A 15,785-nucleotide genomic window follows, 5' to 3' on the forward strand; every position below is an offset into this window, starting at 1 on the left:
GGGGGCCAGAGGTCACTCTCCCCGCAGGCCCGCCCGTGCGAACTCCCGCATGCCCTCGGTGAATCCGACCCGGGGACGCCAGCCCAGCTCGGTCCGCAGGCGCGCGGAGTCGGCGGTGATGTGCCGGACGTCGCCCAGGCGGTACTCGCCGGTGACGACGGGCTCGGGTCCGCCGTACGCGGCGGCCAGGGCGGTGGCCATCTCGCCCACCGTGTGCGGCTCACCGCTGCCGGTGTTGTAGGCGCCGAGGACGCCCCGAGGCGGCCGGGCGGACTCCAGCGCGGCGACGTTCGCGGCGGCCACGTCCCGCACGTGCACGAAGTCCCGGCGCTGGCGGCCGTCCTCGAAGACGCGCGGCGCCTCACCGCGGGCCAGCGCGGAGCGGAAGAAGGAGGCGACCCCGGCGTACGGGGTGTCGCGGGGCATCCGGGGGCCGTACACGTTGTGGTAGCGCAGCGACACCGCCGTCGCGCCGGTCGTCCGGGCCCAGGCGGCGGCCAGGTGCTCCTGCGCCAGCTTGGTCGTGGCGTACACGTTGCGCGGGTCGGCCGGGGCGTCCTCGGCGACCAGCCCCGGGGCCAGGTCCGCGCCGCACTGAGGACAGGTGGGCTCGAACCGGCCGGCGTCCAGGTCGGCGACGGCGCGCGGACCGGGCCGCACCACCCCGTGCTGCGCACACGCGTACCGGCCCTCCCCGTACACGACCATCGACCCGGCGAGCACCAGCCGCCGCACGCCCGCCCCGGCCGCCGCGGTGAGCAGGACGGCGGTGCCGAGGTCGTTGCGGGAGACGTACTCCGCCGCGTCGTCGAACCCGTTGCCGAGGCCGACCATCGCCGCCTGGTGGCACACGGCGTCCACTCCGGCGAGCGCCCGCGCGAGGGCCGCCGGATCGCGCACGTCGGCGCCGGGGTCCTCGCGGACGTCGTAGCCGACGGGCTCGTGCCCGTGCTCCCGCAGGGCCTCGACGACATGGGACCCGATGAAACCGGCACTGCCGGTGACCAGTACGCGCATGTCCGACACGCTAGGCCCGGGCAGGCGCCGGGCCGGGTGTGCCGACCCGCACGTCACGGGTCCGTAAGAAGCGGGACGGCCGCGGACCCGAGGCGACTTTGCCATTCCTTTACAACCCGGCCGTCCCCCGCCTCGTCTCTCCGTCCGACCCGCATCACCACCCCCACGTGGTGCGCCGACGACGAGAGAGAGCGACCCGATGCGCCGAACCATCCTCACCGCCGTGGCCCTGGCCTGCACCGCCGTACTGGCGGGCACCGGGACCGCGTTCGCCGACGACCCCAGCCCGGTCCCCTCCGCCCCCGCCGAGAGCGCCCCGAGCCCCGGCACCGGACCGCGCGACGCGACCCCCGCACCCGCGCCGTCCGTCAGCGCCCCCGCCGCCGAGCCGACCGAGGTGCCGTCCCCCGTGCCCGCCGACGGCCAGGTCTCCGTCGTACCGGAGGGCGCGGCCGACACCGGAGTGGCCGGGCCCTCGGACCCGGAGGGGACCGACGAGGGGCTGATCGGCGCGAGTGCCGGCGGGGTGCTCCTCGCGGGCGGAGCGGTCCTCTTCGTCGTACGCCGTCGACGGGCGGCGGCGACCGGCGCATGATCCCCCGCCCCGGCCGCACCCTCGCGACCGCCGCGCTGGCCGCGCTGCTCGTGGGCTGCGGCGGCGGCCAGGGGGACGGCGACACGACACCCGACCGGCCGGCGCCCGCGACGGCCGCGGCACCGCCCGCGCAGGCTCCCGCCAAGCCGGTGCAGCCCCTGGCCCGTTCGGAGCCGGTGGGGCTGCGCATCCCCGCCATCGGGGTCGACACCCCGGTGACGGGTCTCGGGCTGGCCGCGGACGGCACGGTGGAGGTCCCGCCCGTCACGGACGACGACCGCGCCGGCTGGTACCGGCACTCGCCGACGCCGGGGCAGGTGGGTCCTTCGGTCCTCCTGGGCCACGTCACGGTGGGCAGGTACGGCGACGGGGTCTTCCGGCACCTCGCCCGGCTGCACCGCGGCGAGCGGATCGAGGCCCGCCTGGAGAACGGCACCGCCGCCGAGTTCACGGTCAACGCCGTACGGACGGTGGCGAAGGCCGACTTCCCGACGGACGACGTCTACGGGGACGTGACGGGACCGGAGTTGCGGCTCATCACCTGCGGCGGTCCGCGCGACGGCGCGGAGTACCGGGACAACGTGATCGTCTTCGCCCGACTGAGCGCCACCAAGGGCGCCTAGGACAAGGCCCCGGCAGGGGCCTCGGTGCGCGCACCGCATTACCCTCACGACCATGGAGAGCGTTGAAACGGTCCCGTGACAGGGCGGCGTCCGAGCTGTTCGCCGCCCTGTATCCGCGCCTCGCCGGCTGGTGCCGCCGGCTCGTCGACGACGACGAGACGGCCCACGAGATCGCCTCCGAGGCGTTCACCCGGCTCTGGGCCCGCTGGACGTCCGTGGAGGAACCCCGCGGCTTCCTCTACGTCACCGCCGCCAACCTGGTCCGCGACCACTGGCGCAAGCTGGAGCGCGAGCGCCGGGCGGTGCGCCGGGTCACCGCGGAGGTCGCCGTGCGCCCGCACCCCGAACAGGCCGACCCCTCGGTGCGGCTGCTCGTACAGTCGCTGCCGGAGCGACTGCGCGTGCCGATCCTGCTCCACTACTACGCCGACATGCCGATCCGGGAGGTGTCCGTGCTGACCGGACGCAAGGAGGGAACCGTCAAGGCCGACCTGCACGCGGCCCGCGAACTGCTCCGCGTCCATCTGAGGAGAAGCCTTGACCACACGCCTTGAGGACGAGATGGACGAGCCCGGATTCGAACGGGACGGCGACGATCCGCTGCTGGTCGTGCTGCGTCCGGGCGCCGACTTCCTGGGCCCGCCGCCGGGCCGTTACGAGGCGATCCGCCGGGCCGCGTCCCGGCGGCGCCTGCTGCGCGCCGCCGCCGGTGCCGCCGCGACCGCTGCCGCCGCCGCCCTGATCGCGCTGCCGCTGAACTGGGCGGCCCCCGCACCGCCCGCGCGTCCGACGCCGCCCATGGCGCCCGCCCCGGCCGCCCCCACGCCGGAGGCCACACCGAGTCCGGCGCCGCCGAGCGACTCCACCCGGGCGCCCGGCCCGGGCCCCGCACTGCCGACCGAGGAATCCGCGCCGACCGGTGCCACGCCGTCGCCGTCCGAGCCGTCGCCGTCCACGCCGTCGTCGTCCGAACCGTCGGCCGAGCCGAGCGATCCGCCCGCGCGGCGGGCACCGTCGAGTGCGCCCGGCACCGTGGTGCCCACGCCTGCCACGGACGGAACGGCTGCTACAACGGGGCGATGATCTACCACGTGGTGCCGCTGGCCGAGTGGAACGCCGACCCGGGCCGGCCGTACGCGCCCGCCTCCCTCACGGAGGACGGGTTCGTCCACTGCTCGCCCGACGAGGAGACCACGCTCGCCGTCGTCAACGCCTTCTACCGCGACGCGCCCCGGCCGCTGGTGGCCCTGCTCGTCGACGAGGACCGGCTCACCGCGAGGTGCGGGTGGGAGGCTGCCGCACCCGCGCCGCCGCCGGGTGTCGCCGGGGGCACCCTCTTCCCGCACGTGTTCGGCCCCCTCGACCGTGCGGCCGTCCAGCGCGTGCTGGAGGTCCGCTGGGACGACGGGGGCCGGGCGACGGGCCTGTTCTGATCCGGCCTCAGAGTTCCTGCGGGGTGCTGACGGTGCCGCCGAGCAGCGCGGACGCCGTCTCGACCGGCGTGGTGGCGGGCGCCGACGGCGCGGGTTCGGCGCCGGGGGCGGGGTGGCAGGTGAAGCCGAGGCGGGCCATGGCCCGGGTCACCTCGCCGCCGCTGAAATCGCGCCGGTCCTGCCGGGTGACGACCTCGCCCACCTGCTTGACGGGGTAGCGGCGGCGGCCGATGGTCACGGACTCACCGGTGACGGGTTCGGGCGTGACGCCCTTCATCGAGTCCAGCACCCCGCCCTTGGTGAGGTCGAACGGATACCGGGCGATGACACAGCGCATGATGCCTCCAACGAGCGGAATGGAGCGGGTGGGGTCAGGACCCGGGTCCGGACCGGGTCCGAACCCGGGGCGGGTGTCCTAGGCCGCCGAGCCGGTCGAGCCGCCGGTGGACTGGCGGCGCGGCCTGCGGCGCGGGGACTCGCCGGTGGGCCGCCCCTGGGCGGCGCGGCCCTGGCCGGCGGTGCGGGGCTGTGCGGCGCCGGTACGGGCCTGGGTGCCGGCCCCCTGTCCGCCGCTGCGTCCCTGCGCGGAACGGCCGCGGCGGCCGCGGGACGAGGACCCCGCGCCGGCGGCGGCGCGCCGGGGGCGCTCCACGACCGGTGCGGCGATGACGACGGGGACGCCCGAGGGGGCCTGCGCACCGGTGATGCGCGCCAGCTCCGACTCGCCCGCGCGGACCGGGGTGACCTGCGGGGTGATACCGGCCAAGGACATCAGCCGGGTCATCTCGCGCCGCTGGTCCGGCGTCACCAGGGTGACGACGCTGCCGGACTCGCCGGCCCGGGCCGTACGGCCGCCCCGGTGCAGGTAGTCCTTGTGGTCGCCGGGCGGGTCCACGTTGACGACCAGGTCGAGGTTGTCGACGTGGATGCCGCGGGCCGCGACGTTGGTCGCCACCAGCGCCGTCACCTGCCCGTCCTTGAACTGGGCGAGGGTCCGGGTGCGCTGCGGCTGGGACTTGCCGCCGTGCAGGCCGGCGGCGCGCACCCCGCTCTTCAGCAGGTGCTTCACCAGCCGGTCCACCCGGTGCTTGGTGTCCAGGAACATGATGACCCGGCCGTCGCGCGCCGCGATCTCGATGGTCGCGCGCTGCTTGTCGTCCTCGTGCACGTGCAGCACGTGGTGCTCCATCGTGGTGACGGCACCGGCCGACGGGTCGACGGAGTGGACCACCGGGTCGGTGAGGTAGCGGCGGACCAGCTTGTCGACGTTGCGGTCCAGGGTGGCCGAGAACAGCATCCGCTGCCCGTCCGGCTGCACCTGGTCGAGCAGGGCGGTGACCTGCGGCATGAAGCCCATGTCGGTCATCTGGTCGGCCTCGTCCAGGACCGTGATGGTGACGTCGCCGAGGGCGCAGTCGCCGCGGTCGATGAGGTCCTTGAGCCGTCCGGGCGTCGCGACGACGACCTCCGCGCCGGAGCGCAGCGCGCCGGCCTGCCGGCCGATGGACATGCCGCCGACCACGGTGGCCGACCTGAGGCCCACGGCGCGGGCGTACGGGGTGAGCGCGTCGGTGACCTGCTGGGCCAGCTCCCGGGTGGGGACGAGGACCAGGGCGAGCGGACGCCGCGGCTCGGCGCGCTTGCCCGCCGTGCGGGCCAGCAGGGCCAGGCCGAAGGCGAGCGTCTTGCCCGAACCGGTGCGGCCGCGGCCGAGCACGTCGCGTCCGGCCAGGGAGTTCGGCAGGGTCGCCGCCTGGATCGGGAACGGCACGGTCACGCCCTGGTCGCCCAGCGCGGTCAGCATGCGGGCCGGCAGGTCCAGTTCGGCGAAGGTCTCGACGGCGGGCAGCGCCGGGGTGACGGTCTTGGGCAGGGCGAACTCGCCGCCCTGGGGCGCGGCGGCCGGACGGCGGCCGGAGTTCTGGGGGCGGCCGGCCGAACGGGAGCGACGGGGACCGTCGCCGGCGCGTCGTCGGTCGTTGGTGCGTGCGCGGTTCATGGGGAACCTTCCTTGATACGGCACGTATCAAGGGAGACCCGCAGCGGACGAGCGGCGCAGGGAATCGCAAGAACGAGCCGGACCGGTCGATTTCGGCGTGATGGGCCGGACGGACCGGGAGAATTGGTGAATGCGGGGGAACGCGGAGATACGGGGAACACGGGTAGGTCGAATGCGCGGGGGGATTTCCGTGGCCCCCACGGGACGCCGTGCGCCCGGAAACGCGGCGAGCTGGGGCCCGCACCCCAAGGTGCGGGCCCCAGCTGCGCGGTGTGCGTGAGCGTCAGGCCGGGGTGATGTTCTCGGCCGTCGGGCCCTTCTGGCCCTGCGCGATGTCGAAGGTCACCTTCTGACCCTCGAGCAGCTCGCGGAAGCCCTGCGCGTTGATGTTCGAGTAGTGGGCGAAGACGTCGGGGCCGCCGCCGTCCTGCTCGATGAAGCCGAAGCCCTTTTCGGCGTTGAACCACTTCACGGTGCCGGAAGCCATGTTTTCTCCTTCGGTACGGTGCTCGGAGTTCACCCTGTGTGCACTCCGGTCGCCGCGATGATCACCCCGTCGGAAAAAACCTTCAGGCAACCACAACTGCAACTTCCTCCGACAGTAGCACGCCGTGATCGACCGGGTGCCGGCGATAATCTTGGCCCGATCGGCCGCCGCGGGAATATTCCCGGGACGGCCGCCGGGTCCTCCCCGCCGACCTGCCGGACCGCGCCGGTACGTGGCGCGGAAACCCCCGTACCGAGACAAAGGACACGTCCGTGCGGGCCGGTTCAGCGGAGGTCGGCGAGGTCCTCGGCGGTCAGGACGATCGACCCGGCGGCGGTGTTCTCCTCCAGGTGGGCCGGGGAGCCCGTGCCGGGGATGGCCAGGGTGACGGGCGAGGAGGCGAGCAGCCAGGCCAGGGCGATCTGCGGGACCGTGGCGCCGTGCCGGTCCGCGACCTTGGCGATACGGTCCCCGCTCAGGTCGCTCAGGCCCCCGCCCAGCGGGAAGTACGGCACGTAGGCGATGCCGGCCTCCTCGCAGCGGGCCAGCACCTCCGTGTCGTCGCGCTTGTCGGTGTGGAAGTGGTTCTGGACGGCCGCGACGGGTGCGATCGCCCGCGCCTCGGCGAGGTGCCCGGCGTCCACGTGGCTGAGGCCCAGGTGCCGGATCAGGCCCTCCTCGCGCAGCGCGGCCAGCGCCTCGAAGCGGGCGGCGACGGACTCGCCGTGCGGCGGCGGCTCGATGCCCCCGATGCGGAGGTAGACCAGGTCGAGGCGGTCGACCCCGAGGCTCACCAGGTTCTCCTCGACCAGCGCCCGCAGTGCGCCCGGATCGCTGGTCGCCTCCAGGCCCCCGTCCGGGGTGCGCAGCGGGCCGACCTTGGTGGCGATCACCAGGCCGTCCGGGTAGGGGTGCAGGGCCTCGCGGATCAGGTCGTTGGCGCGGACGGAGCCGTCGCCGCTGGCGTAGAAGGCGGCGGTGTCGATGTGGTCGACGCCGAGTTCCACGGCACGGCGCAGCACGGCGCGGCCGGTCTCCGGGTCGCGGGCCGGGCCGTGGAAGCTGTTGGTGGGCAGGCGCATGGCTCCGAAGCCGAGCCGCCCGATCGGAAGGTCGCCACCGAGGCGGAAGTCGTTGCTCATGCCCTCACCCTGCGCGGCGCGACGCCCACCCGACGAGCCCGTGGCAACTTGCTGCCAAGCGCCCACCCACGGCACGGCACCTCCCGCCGGAGCACAGTGGCCGCCGGCCGTCGGCGACCCTGGGGCCCGTGACGCCGGGGCCGTAGGCGGCACAATGGCCGTATGGCCCCGATGGCAGAGAGCATGACGGTGCACGGTGACACGGAGTTGCTGGCCCGGGCCGGGCATCTCTTCTCCTCGGTCCGGGAGGAGTTCGTCTGTGCCGCGCGCGACCTCGACACCTGGCCCCGCCCCGCCGCCCGGCAGGTCGCCCAGGAACGGGTGCGGGACAGCGGTGCCGCGCACGTCCGCAAGCTGCTCAGCCCGGCCGCGCTGGCCGACGAGGGCGGCCGGGCGCACCTGGCCGAGCTGGCCGCCCGGGGTGCCCGGGTGCGGATCGCCGCCGGTGCGCTGCCGCACGAGACGATCATCATCGACCGGCGTTGGGCGATCCTCGCCGGTGCGGACTCGCCCGGCGGGCGTGCGTACACCGTGACCGGTGCGCCCACCCTGGTCGGCGGCGTGCACGCCCTGTTCGAAGCCGCCTGGGAGGCGGCCACCGACCTCGCGTCCTTCCTGCGGGGCGACCAGCCGCACCTCGACGCCGGGAGCCGGACGGTGCTGCGGGCGCTGGGCTCGGGCGCCACGGACGAGGCCGCCGCACGGGAGCTGGGCATGTCGCTGCGCACCTACCGGCGCCGGGTCGCCGGACTGCTCGACGCCCTCGACGCCGGGTCGCGGTTCCAGGCGGGCGTGCGCGCGGGCGAACTCGGCCTGAGCGGCTGACGGGTCGAGCGGCTGAGCGGCTGAACGGCCGGGGGAACGGTTCGGTGCCCCGCTGCGTCGTCCCCTTCCAGGGCACGGCGGCCGTGTCCCGGGGAGGGGCGGGGCAGTGGGTACGGACGGGTTCGCCAAGTGGACACGGCGGTTCGAGGACGAGCGGGAGCGCAGAGCGGCGCAGGGCGATCCGGACTGGGCGCGGGGCGCCGTACTGCACCGGGCGGTGTGGGCGGGCATCCAGCGTTTCCAGGTCGGCGAGGACGGTGACGGCGCGAACCTCGTCGCCAAGGCCGAGGAGGCGGGCGACGCCGACTACGCGCGGGCGGTGCGGCTCTTCGTCGCCGAGGAGCAGAACCACGCCCGGCTGCTCGCCCGGCTGCTGGCCGCCGGGGGCCGGCCGACGCTGAGCGGCCACTGGAGCGACACCGTCTTCGTACGGCTGCGGCGGCTGCTGGGCCTGCGCACCGAACTGCTGGTGCTGATGATCGCCGAGGTCGTGGCGCTGCGCTACTACCGGGCCCTGCGGGACGGCACCGACGACGCGCTGGCCTCGGAGGTGGCGGGCCGGATCCTGGCCGACGAGCGGCGCCACGTCCCCTTCCACTGCGAGCGGCTGCACCACTCGCTGGCCGAACTCCCCGCGGTGACGCGCCGCCCCGTGATGGCCCTGTGGCGGCTGCTCCTGCTCGCGGCCACCGTGGTCGTCGCCGCCGACCACGGCGCGGGGCTGCGCCGGCTCGGCGTCGGCCGGCGCCGGTTCACGGCCGACGTCATGGCCTCGGCCGCCGAGGTGGCCGACGCGGTGCTCACCCCGCGGCCGGACGCCTGGTCCGGCGACGCGTGAGGACCCGCGCCGCCGGCCGGGCGCCCGCCGTGGCGCCGTACTGCCGCCGTGGGGCCGTACCGCCGTACCGCCGTACTACTTGCTGACGGCGAAGCGCATCAGGGCGTGCTCGTCGCCCTGCTTGATCTTGCCCGTCTCGTTGACGACCTCCAGCTTCCAGGTGCCGCCGACCCGCACCGCCTTGGCCACGGCGCAGCCGTTGTCCTGGCTGAGCAGGCTGGGCCAGATGTCGGCGACCTGCTCCGCGCTGCCCCCGGTCGCGTCGTAGACCTTGAAGCTGATGTTGCGCGCCTTCTGGAAGGAGCTGCCCTTCTTGTACGCGGCGGCGACGAACACGATCGAGGTGATGACGCTCGGGAGCCGCGCGAACTCGACGGTCACCGTCTCGTCGTCGCCGTCCCCGTGGCCGGTCTGGTTGTCGCCGCTGTGCAGCAGCGAGCCGTTGCCCATCGGGTCGAGCGAGTCGAGCCCGGCGAGGCGCACCGGGTCGCCGCCCTGGAGCGCGACGGCGATCAGGTCGAGGTCGGTGCCGGTCTTGCGCCGCAGCTTGCCGAGCACTCCGCCGCTGCTGCCGGCGGTGGGGTCCCAGGAGACGCCGATGGACAGGTGGGTCACTCCGTCCAGGTCCGCGGGGCCGCCTTCCTTGGTGAGCGTGATCATGTGTACGTCATCCTCCGTGGTCGTGCCTGTGCCGCAGAGTCTGCCTGGCGCCGGAACGTTTCGGCAGGGCGGGGCGGCCGGTCAGTTTTCGAGAAGCACCGCGGACCCGCCCGCCCCTACCGTCTAGGACATGAACTCCATCGACTCCGTCACCCTCGAGGTGGCCGACACCGAGGCCGCCGCCCGCTTCTACGCCGACGCCTTCGGGCTCGACGGATCGCGGGTGCGGCTCCGCGCCTCGGACGACCCGACGAGCGGGTTCCGCGGCTTCACCCTGTCGCTCGTCGTCGCCCAGCCCGGCAACGTCGACGCCCTGTTCACCGCCGCCGTCGACGCCGGCGCCACCGTTCTCAAGCCCGCCGCGAAGTCGCTGTGGGGCTACGGCGGAGTCGTGCAGGCACCGGACGGCACGGTCTGGCAGATCGCGACCTCGGCGAAGAAGGACACCGCCCCGGTCACCCGCGACGTGGACGAGATCGTGCTGCTGCTGGGCGTCGAGGACGTCAAGGCCACCAAGCGGTTCTACGTCGAGCAGGGCCTCACCGTGGGCAAGAGCTTCGGCGGGAAGTACGTCGAGTTCGCCACCGGCCCGGGCACCGTCAAGCTCTCCCTCTACAAGCGCCGGGCCCTCGCCAAGGTCGCGGGCGTCTCCGCCGACGGCACCGGCTCGCACCGTCTCGTCGTCTCCGGCGGCACCCGCCCGTTCGCCGACCCGGACGGCTTCGCCTGGCAGCCGGAGCTCAGCCACTGATGGGCTAGTTTCCTGTGCATGTCTTCACGGGAAACACCGCGAATACCCAGGGGCGGGACGCGGGCGAGACTCTGGGCCGTGGCGGGTGCGGCGACCCTCGCGTTCCTCGTCGCGCTGGAGATCGCCGCGCGCCGCTACGGCCTGCCGGGGCCGATGACCAACCAGGCCAAGGAGCTGGTGTTCGCCCCCGCCTCGGGGCCCCTGCTCTACGCCGGGCTGGCGCTGACGATGGTGGTCCTGACCTGGCGGCAGCGGTTCGTGGCGGCGGCCGTCGCGGTCGGCATCGACCTCGCCGTCGTACTGGTGCGGTGGGCGGCGGACGCCACCGCGTCCGGCGGCCACACCTTCGGCAACGGCGCGCTGTGGGTGGTCCTGGGCTGCGGGGCCGTCGCCCTGACGCGGCGCACCGGCCCGGAGCGGATCCTCCTGCTCAAGGGCGTCGGGCTGGGCCTGCTGCTGGTGGCCGGCCGCAAGACGGGCGACGCCTGGCTGCTGATCACCTCCAAGACCCGGCCGGACGTCCTCGACCCGTACGTGGCGACCGCCGACCACGCGCTGGGCAACCCCTCGTGGCTGGTGGGACGGGCCGTCGCGGCCACCGGCCCGGTCGGTGAGCACCTGCTGGACTGGGTCTACGCCCAGCTCGCGGTGGCCGCGGCCGTCGTCGCCCTCTACCAGCTGCGCAAGGTGGGCGCCGAGCGCCGGTTCCCGCGCCACCACCTGGTCCGCACCTTCCTGCTGATAGGCCTGCTCGGGCCGGGCATCTACATGATCTTCCCGGTCGTCGGACCGGTCTTCGCCTACGGCACGGGCGCCTTCGGCACCGGCGGCGCGGAGTGGGCGATCGCCGACCTGTGGCCCCACACGCTCCCGCCGGTCGGCCCGCCCCACGCGTTCACGTACGACGGGGTCACCCCCCGCAACTGCATGCCCAGCCTGCACACGGCGTGGGCCACCGTGATCTTCATCCACTCCCGGAAGGGGCCGCGCGTCCTGCGCTGGGCGGGAACGTTCTGGCTGGTCGCCACGCTCACCGCGACGCTGGGCTTCGGCTACCACTACGCCATCGACCTCATCGCCGGCGTCGTGTTCGCGGTCACGGTCGAGGCGGGGCTGCGCTCCCTGGACCGCGGCTGGGACCGGTCGGGAAGCCTGCTGGTCGCCCACGGGGCGCTGGTGTTCACCGCGATCCTCGCCTCGACGCGCTACCTGTCGCTGGAGATGGCCCGGCACCCGTGGGTCTTCGGCCCGCTCCTGCTGCTGGCGATGGCCTCGGTGATCCACGGCTACGTACGGACCACGAAGGGGTGGGAACCGGTGACGGCGGCGCCGCCGGCGCTCCCGGAACCGCGGCTCGAGGCGGCCTGAGCGCCCCGGGGCCGCATGCCTGCTGAATTGCGAAAGTTCGCAAGTCGTTGGATGCTGGGGCCCCGGGTCCGCAGGAAGCCGCGGACCGGGTTCCCCTGTGGAGACGCGATGAGCACCCTGCTCCAGCCCCTGCCCCACCGGCATGTGCTCACCCTGCCCGCGGCGCCCCCGGCGGTCCGCGTGGCCCGGGAAACGGCCGAGCAGGCCCTCGCCGAGTGGGGCGTGAACCCGGGTCACCCCGCCGTCGCACCCGCCCTGCTGATCCTCAGCGAACTGGTCACCAACAGCGTCCGCCATGCGTCGCCGCCGAGCGAGCAGGTGACCGTCACGTACGTGGTCGGCGACGACTGCCTGGCGTTCGCCGTGCACGACCGGCACCCGCACCAGCCGCGGCTGCACGGCGCGGAGACCGCCGGCCGGACCGGGGGCCTGGCGACCGTCATGGAACTCACCGGCACCCTGGGCGGTACCGCGGTGGTCCGGGGCGACGGCGACGGCCGGGGCAAGAGCATCTGGATCACGCTGCCGCTGTGAGGTGCGGACCGGTGTGAGGCGCGGACCGGCCGCCCTCACGAGGAGCCGTAGCTCGTCAGGGGCGGGGTGCGCAGGGCGATGACGGCCTTGTCGTCGTGGCCGTTGCCGGGCCGGTGGGCGACCAGGGCACGGCACAGGTCCTCGGGCTCCAGCCCCACCAGCCGGGAGGCCGTGACGGCCAGGGCGTCCAGGCCCCGGTCCAGCGGCTGGCCGGGGACCTCCACGAGTCCGTCCGTGAACAGGATGACGGTGCTGTCCACCGGCAGGGGCCGGCAGTGGTCGGGCCGCGGCAGGTCGGGCGCCACCCCGAGGGGGAGTCCGGGCTCCACGTCCAGGTAGCGGACCCGCCCGTCGGGCAGCAGCACGAGCGGCGGCGGGTGCCCCGCGCTGGACCACCGCAGCTGCCACGTGCCGTCGGCGGGCTCCAGCCGTGCGAGGAGCGCCGTGGCCACCGGGGCCTCGTCCAGGGCCGCGTTCATGATCCGGTCGAGCCGGGCGAGGGAGGTGCTGGGCGCGGCGCCCGGGTCGTAGTACAGGGCGCGCAGCATGTTGCGGATCTGGGACATGTCGGCCGCGGCCCGCAGGTCGTGCCCCACGACGTCGCCGATCACCGCCGCGCAGGCCCCGCCGGGCAGCAGCATGGCGTCGTACCAGTCGCCGCCCACGGCGGCGGGCGCGCTCGCCGGGCGGTAGGCCGCGCCCGCGCTGAAGGGCCGCAGGTCGGGCAGGCGCGGCAGCAGCAGCCGCTGGAACTGCTCGCTGCTGTTCTGGACCTGCTGGTAGAGGCGGGCGTTCTCGATCGCCACGCCCGCCGTGCCGGCCAGTGCGCGGATCACGCCCTCGTCGTGCCGGTCGAAGGGCTGCCCGTCCTTGCGTTCGGAGAGGTAGAGGTTGCCGTAGATCCGGCCGCGCACGCTGATCGCCACCCCGAGCAGGCTGCGCATCGGCGGATGTCCGGGCGGGAAGCCCGCCGATTCCGGGTGCCGCGAGATGTCCTTGACCCGCAGCGGCTCGGGGTGGTGGATCAGGTGCCCCAGCAGGCCCCTGCCCCGCGGCAGCTCCACCCCCTCCAGGTCGGCCAGCTCCTTCGTGGTGAGCCCCAGCGGAATGAACTCCGCCAGGAGCCTGCCCTCCTGGTCGAGGACGCCCATGGCCCCGTAGCGGGCGCCCACCAGGTCCATCGCGGTGCGCACGATGCGACGCAGCACCGCGGGCAGCTCCAGCTCACCGGTGATGTTCACGACCGCCTGGAGCAGCTCCTGGAGGGTCCGCTGGGCGCGGGCCAGGGCGTGCAGCTGCTCGCCGATCCGGTTCAGGTCGGAGCTGAGGGGCAGGTCGAGGAGCGAGGCGTACGGCTCGTCGGCGCCGTGGCCGGAAGCCTCTGCGGGCCCCTTCCCGGAGCGGCCGGAGGCCTCTGCGGCCCCCTCCCCGGCCCCCTCCCCGAAGCCCGGGCCGGGGTCCACGTCGGCCGCGGCCGGCTCGTCCGGCGAGCGCCGCCGTTCCTCCGCCATCACGCGTGCCTCGCCTCCCGCCGTGCGGTTCGCCTTCCGCCCAGCCTCGCCCGGCGGCGCGGGGCGTGCCGCCCGTGCGCAGCCGGTCGGAGTAACCGGGCACCGCCCCGGTGCGACCGGGTTCGTCCCGGCGGATTCGGCCTGGCGGGTGGCTCGGGCGAGGATGGGCGGCATGCTGATGAGGACGGGACGGGCGCGACGCGCCCAGGGCGGGCCGACCGGGCCGCGCCGCCGCGGCGCGAGGAAGGCGAAGGCACGATGAGCACGCCGCTGTACCAGTTGAAGGCCGAGTTCTTCAAAACGCTCGGCCACCCGGCGCGCATCCGCGTCCTGGAACTGCTGAGCGAGCGCGAGCACGCGGTGGCGGAGATGCTCCCCGAGGTGGGGATCGAGCCGGCCCACCTGTCCCAGCAGCTCGCGGTGTTGCGCCGGGCGAACCTGGTGGTGTCCCGCAAGGAGGGATCGACCGTGTACTACTCCCTGACCAGCCCGCAGATCGCCGAGCTGCTCAGGGTCGCGCGCGGCATCCTGTCCGGTGTGCTCGCCGGACAGGCGGAACTGCTCGCGGACCTCCGGGCCGGCCGGCCCGAGCCGGGGCCCGAGCGGCCGTAGCGCCGCGGGCTCCGCGGGCCGCGGCTCTTCGGCCAGTACCGTGCAGCCATGCCTGATCTGAGCCCCTCCTCCCCTGCCGAGGCCTACGCGGCGCTGCTGCAGGGCAACGCCCGTTTCGTGAGCGGTGACCGTCTGCACCCCAACCAGGACGCCGACCGTCGGTCGGAGCTGGCCCCGCGCCAGCATCCGTTCGCGGTGCTCTTCGGCTGCTCGGACTCGCGGCTGGCGGCCGAGATCATCTTCGACCGGGGGCTGGGCGACCTGTTCGTGGTGCGCACGGCCGGCCATGTGGCGGGCGCGGAGGTGCTGGGCAGTGTCGAGTACGGCGTCAAGGTGCTGGGCGCACCGCTCGTGGTGGTGCTCGGGCACGACTCCTGCGGCGCGGTCACCGCGGCCGCCGAGGCCGAGCGCGGCGGCGCGGCACCGGCCGGTTACCTCGGGGACGTGGTGGAGCGGGTGATCCCCAGCGTGCTCGCCGCGCGCGCCCTGGGGCGTACCGAGATCGACCAGTTCGTGGACGAGCACATCCGCCGCAGCGTAGACGGGCTGGTGGGGCGCTCGGCGCTGCTGGCGAACGAGGTGGCTGCCGGCCGGTGCGCGGTCGTCGGTCTGTCCTACCGGCTGGCCGGAGGAACGGTGAAGCGCGTGGTGGCCCACGGACTCCCGGAGTAGCCACCCTGCTCATGATGCCGCCACGGTGCTCCCCGTGGCACCATGGTGGCGCCACGCGAGTTCCCGAATGTTTCCGCAGGTCGAAGCGGTTTCCATTTCGTCGCCCAGGGTTGGGCGCCATTCGGACTTGCGCGTGACGCCATTGTGGCGCCATCATGGCGTCATGGACCTCACCCCGTATGTCGACACCCTCCGCCGTGAACTCGCGGTGGCCGCCGAGGCCGGTGGCGACGAAGCCCGCGAACTGGCGGAGCGGCTCATCGCTCCGCTGGAGTCGGCGACCCGGCTGACCATGCTCAACGTGCTCTCCGCCGCGATGGACGAGATCACCCGCGACCTGGCCCCCGGTTCCGTCGACGTACGGCTGCGCGGGCTCGAGCCCGACTTCGTGGTGACGCCGCCGCCCACCGAGGGCGGTGGCTCCGCGGAGCCGGCCCCGCCCGTCGAGGCGCTCAAGGCGCCGGCGCCCGCCGACATCGACGAGGGCGGCACCGCCCGCGTCAACCTGCGTCTGCCGGCCCACCTCAAGGCGCGCGCCGAGGAGGCCGCGAGCCGCGAGGGTCTGTCCGTCAACGCCTGGCTGGTGCGGGCCGTGTCGGCCGCCGTCGACGGCGGCGGCACCGCCCCGCGTCCGCCGGAGCGGGCCCGCAACGTCGGACAGAGCTTCACGGGCTGGGTGCGCTAGGGCGGGCCCGGCCCCTGGCGCTCGCACCCGCGC

General features: G+C 74.6%; 20 protein-coding genes. 13 read left to right on the forward strand and 7 right to left on the reverse strand.

The features are described 5' to 3' along the window. Window positions 1-12 precede the first annotated feature (12 nt). Window positions 13-1,017, reverse strand: coding sequence for an NAD-dependent epimerase/dehydratase family protein (locus ACZ7MF_RS27810; RefSeq protein WP_471480693.1), 1,005 nt, complete (start codon window positions 1,015-1,017; stop codon window positions 13-15). A 199-nt stretch (window positions 1,018-1,216) separates the two neighbouring features. Here ACZ7MF_RS27810 and ACZ7MF_RS27815 point away from each other — a divergent pair, with 199 nt between their 5' ends. The 5 genes from ACZ7MF_RS27815 to ACZ7MF_RS27835 all read left to right on the forward strand — a co-directional run bounded on the left by ACZ7MF_RS27815 (window position 1,217) and on the right by ACZ7MF_RS27835 (window position 3,668). Beyond that, a complete protein-coding gene (locus tag ACZ7MF_RS27815) occupies window positions 1,217-1,612 on the forward strand; it encodes an LPXTG cell wall anchor domain-containing protein (RefSeq protein ID WP_471480695.1) in 396 nt (131 codons plus the stop codon). Beyond that, complete coding sequence (locus tag ACZ7MF_RS27820) at window positions 1,609-2,235, forward strand: class F sortase (RefSeq protein ID WP_471480696.1); 627 nt, start codon at window positions 1,609-1,611, stop codon at window positions 2,233-2,235. The genes ACZ7MF_RS27815 and ACZ7MF_RS27820 overlap by 4 nt, the downstream gene beginning before the upstream one ends. A gap of 62 nt (window positions 2,236-2,297) precedes the next feature. Further along, complete coding sequence (locus tag ACZ7MF_RS27825; RefSeq protein WP_003975205.1) at window positions 2,298-2,789, forward strand: RNA polymerase sigma factor; 492 nt, start codon at window positions 2,298-2,300, stop codon at window positions 2,787-2,789. Then, window positions 2,773-3,318, forward strand: coding sequence for a hypothetical protein (locus ACZ7MF_RS27830; protein WP_471480697.1), 546 nt, complete (start codon window positions 2,773-2,775; stop codon window positions 3,316-3,318). The genes ACZ7MF_RS27825 and ACZ7MF_RS27830 overlap by 17 nt, the downstream gene beginning before the upstream one ends. Next, window positions 3,315-3,668 (forward strand): DUF952 domain-containing protein, encoded by a 354-nt coding sequence (locus ACZ7MF_RS27835; RefSeq protein WP_471480698.1) that lies wholly within the window; start codon window positions 3,315-3,317, stop codon window positions 3,666-3,668. The genes ACZ7MF_RS27830 and ACZ7MF_RS27835 overlap by 4 nt, the downstream gene beginning before the upstream one ends. Before the next feature lie 7 nt (window positions 3,669-3,675). Here the strand turns inward: ACZ7MF_RS27835 and ACZ7MF_RS27840 are convergent, their stop codons facing one another. The 4 genes from ACZ7MF_RS27840 to ACZ7MF_RS27855 all read right to left on the reverse strand — a co-directional run bounded on the left by ACZ7MF_RS27840 (window position 3,676) and on the right by ACZ7MF_RS27855 (window position 7,296). After that, complete coding sequence (locus ACZ7MF_RS27840) at window positions 3,676-4,005, reverse strand: SCO5918 family protein (protein ID WP_471480700.1); 330 nt, start codon at window positions 4,003-4,005, stop codon at window positions 3,676-3,678. A 78-nt stretch (window positions 4,006-4,083) separates the two neighbouring features. Beyond that, on the reverse strand, window positions 4,084-5,667 hold the full coding sequence (locus ACZ7MF_RS27845) for a DEAD/DEAH box helicase (RefSeq protein ID WP_471480702.1): 1,584 nt from the start codon (window positions 5,665-5,667) through the stop codon (window positions 4,084-4,086). Window positions 5,668-5,950: 283 nt separating this feature from the next. Beyond that, window positions 5,951-6,154 (reverse strand): cold-shock protein, encoded by a 204-nt coding sequence (locus ACZ7MF_RS27850; protein WP_003975209.1) that lies wholly within the window; start codon window positions 6,152-6,154, stop codon window positions 5,951-5,953. Between the two features lie 284 nt (window positions 6,155-6,438). After that, complete coding sequence (locus ACZ7MF_RS27855; protein WP_471480704.1) at window positions 6,439-7,296, reverse strand: oxidoreductase; 858 nt, start codon at window positions 7,294-7,296, stop codon at window positions 6,439-6,441. Between the two features lie 162 nt (window positions 7,297-7,458). Between ACZ7MF_RS27855 and ACZ7MF_RS27860 the strand changes: the two genes are divergently transcribed. Beyond that, window positions 7,459-8,121, forward strand: coding sequence for a DNA-binding response regulator (locus ACZ7MF_RS27860; protein ID WP_356862229.1), 663 nt, complete (start codon window positions 7,459-7,461; stop codon window positions 8,119-8,121). Between the two features lie 106 nt (window positions 8,122-8,227). Continuing rightward, window positions 8,228-8,959: a ferritin-like domain-containing protein gene (locus ACZ7MF_RS27865; protein ID WP_471480706.1), complete on the forward strand. Its 732-nt coding sequence runs from the start codon at window positions 8,228-8,230 to the stop codon at window positions 8,957-8,959. 75 nt (window positions 8,960-9,034) lie between these two features. Here the strand turns inward: ACZ7MF_RS27865 and ACZ7MF_RS27870 are convergent, their stop codons facing one another. Continuing rightward, window positions 9,035-9,619 (reverse strand): TerD family protein, encoded by a 585-nt coding sequence (locus ACZ7MF_RS27870; protein WP_356862233.1) that lies wholly within the window; start codon window positions 9,617-9,619, stop codon window positions 9,035-9,037. A 130-nt stretch (window positions 9,620-9,749) separates the two neighbouring features. Between ACZ7MF_RS27870 and ACZ7MF_RS27875 the strand changes: the two genes are divergently transcribed. The 3 genes from ACZ7MF_RS27875 to ACZ7MF_RS27885 all read left to right on the forward strand — a co-directional run bounded on the left by ACZ7MF_RS27875 (window position 9,750) and on the right by ACZ7MF_RS27885 (window position 12,272). Continuing rightward, window positions 9,750-10,370 carry a VOC family protein gene (locus tag ACZ7MF_RS27875; protein WP_471480708.1) on the forward strand — a complete coding sequence of 207 codons (621 nt, stop codon included), beginning with the start codon at window positions 9,750-9,752 and terminating at the stop codon, window positions 10,368-10,370. 78 nt (window positions 10,371-10,448) lie between these two features. Beyond that, window positions 10,449-11,738, forward strand: a complete 1,290-nt coding sequence (locus tag ACZ7MF_RS27880; protein WP_471480710.1) for a phosphatase PAP2 family protein — start codon at window positions 10,449-10,451, stop codon at window positions 11,736-11,738. A gap of 108 nt (window positions 11,739-11,846) precedes the next feature. Then, entirely contained in the window at window positions 11,847-12,272 is a 426-nt protein-coding gene (locus ACZ7MF_RS27885) for an ATP-binding protein (protein WP_356862239.1), read from the forward strand. Between the two features lie 35 nt (window positions 12,273-12,307). On the opposite strand, the gene ACZ7MF_RS27890 is transcribed toward ACZ7MF_RS27885, so the two are convergent. Then, window positions 12,308-13,783, reverse strand: coding sequence for a SpoIIE family protein phosphatase (locus ACZ7MF_RS27890; protein WP_471480712.1), 1,476 nt, complete (start codon window positions 13,781-13,783; stop codon window positions 12,308-12,310). 258 nt (window positions 13,784-14,041) lie between these two features. On the opposite strand from ACZ7MF_RS27890, the gene ACZ7MF_RS27895 reads away from it, so the two are divergent. The 3 genes from ACZ7MF_RS27895 to ACZ7MF_RS27905 all read left to right on the forward strand — a co-directional run bounded on the left by ACZ7MF_RS27895 (window position 14,042) and on the right by ACZ7MF_RS27905 (window position 15,752). Then, window positions 14,042-14,395, forward strand: coding sequence for an ArsR/SmtB family transcription factor (locus ACZ7MF_RS27895; protein WP_356862243.1), 354 nt, complete (start codon window positions 14,042-14,044; stop codon window positions 14,393-14,395). Between the two features lie 48 nt (window positions 14,396-14,443). Beyond that, window positions 14,444-15,067 carry a carbonic anhydrase gene (locus ACZ7MF_RS27900; RefSeq protein WP_471480714.1) on the forward strand — a complete coding sequence of 208 codons (624 nt, stop codon included), beginning with the start codon at window positions 14,444-14,446 and terminating at the stop codon, window positions 15,065-15,067. 163 nt (window positions 15,068-15,230) lie between these two features. Beyond that, complete coding sequence (locus tag ACZ7MF_RS27905) at window positions 15,231-15,752, forward strand: toxin-antitoxin system HicB family antitoxin (protein WP_471480716.1); 522 nt, start codon at window positions 15,231-15,233, stop codon at window positions 15,750-15,752. Window positions 15,753-15,785: the final 33 nt, after the last annotated feature.

The organism is Streptomyces sp. NPDC111628, from assembly GCF_055635195.1.

Excerpts from the sequence above, each read along its gene's own strand:
- ACZ7MF_RS27810 (WP_471480693.1), bottom strand. The coding sequence starts at position 1,017 with ATGCGCGTACTGGTCACCGGCAGTGCCGGTTTCATCGGGTCCCATGTC.
- ACZ7MF_RS27815 (WP_471480695.1), top strand. The coding sequence starts at position 1,217 with ATGCGCCGAACCATCCTCACCGCCGTGGCCCTGGCCTGCACCGCCGTA.
- ACZ7MF_RS27820 (WP_471480696.1), top strand. The coding sequence starts at position 1,609 with ATGATCCCCCGCCCCGGCCGCACCCTCGCGACCGCCGCGCTGGCCGCG.
- ACZ7MF_RS27835 (WP_471480698.1), top strand. The coding sequence starts at position 3,315 with ATGATCTACCACGTGGTGCCGCTGGCCGAGTGGAACGCCGACCCGGGC.
- ACZ7MF_RS27840 (WP_471480700.1), bottom strand. The coding sequence starts at position 4,005 with ATGCGCTGTGTCATCGCCCGGTATCCGTTCGACCTCACCAAGGGCGGG.
- ACZ7MF_RS27845 (WP_471480702.1), bottom strand. The coding sequence starts at position 5,667 with ATGAACCGCGCACGCACCAACGACCGACGACGCGCCGGCGACGGTCCC.
- ACZ7MF_RS27850 (WP_003975209.1), bottom strand. The coding sequence starts at position 6,154 with ATGGCTTCCGGCACCGTGAAGTGGTTCAACGCCGAAAAGGGCTTCGGC.
- ACZ7MF_RS27855 (WP_471480704.1), bottom strand. The coding sequence starts at position 7,296 with ATGAGCAACGACTTCCGCCTCGGTGGCGACCTTCCGATCGGGCGGCTC.
- ACZ7MF_RS27860 (WP_356862229.1), top strand. The coding sequence starts at position 7,459 with ATGGCCCCGATGGCAGAGAGCATGACGGTGCACGGTGACACGGAGTTG.
- ACZ7MF_RS27870 (WP_356862233.1), bottom strand. The coding sequence starts at position 9,619 with ATGATCACGCTCACCAAGGAAGGCGGCCCCGCGGACCTGGACGGAGTG.
- ACZ7MF_RS27875 (WP_471480708.1), top strand. The coding sequence starts at position 9,750 with ATGAACTCCATCGACTCCGTCACCCTCGAGGTGGCCGACACCGAGGCC.
- ACZ7MF_RS27885 (WP_356862239.1), top strand. The coding sequence starts at position 11,847 with ATGAGCACCCTGCTCCAGCCCCTGCCCCACCGGCATGTGCTCACCCTG.
- ACZ7MF_RS27890 (WP_471480712.1), bottom strand. The coding sequence starts at position 13,783 with ATGGCGGAGGAACGGCGGCGCTCGCCGGACGAGCCGGCCGCGGCCGAC.
- ACZ7MF_RS27895 (WP_356862243.1), top strand. The coding sequence starts at position 14,042 with ATGAGCACGCCGCTGTACCAGTTGAAGGCCGAGTTCTTCAAAACGCTC.
- ACZ7MF_RS27900 (WP_471480714.1), top strand. The coding sequence starts at position 14,444 with ATGCCTGATCTGAGCCCCTCCTCCCCTGCCGAGGCCTACGCGGCGCTG.
- ACZ7MF_RS27905 (WP_471480716.1), top strand. The coding sequence starts at position 15,231 with ATGGACCTCACCCCGTATGTCGACACCCTCCGCCGTGAACTCGCGGTG.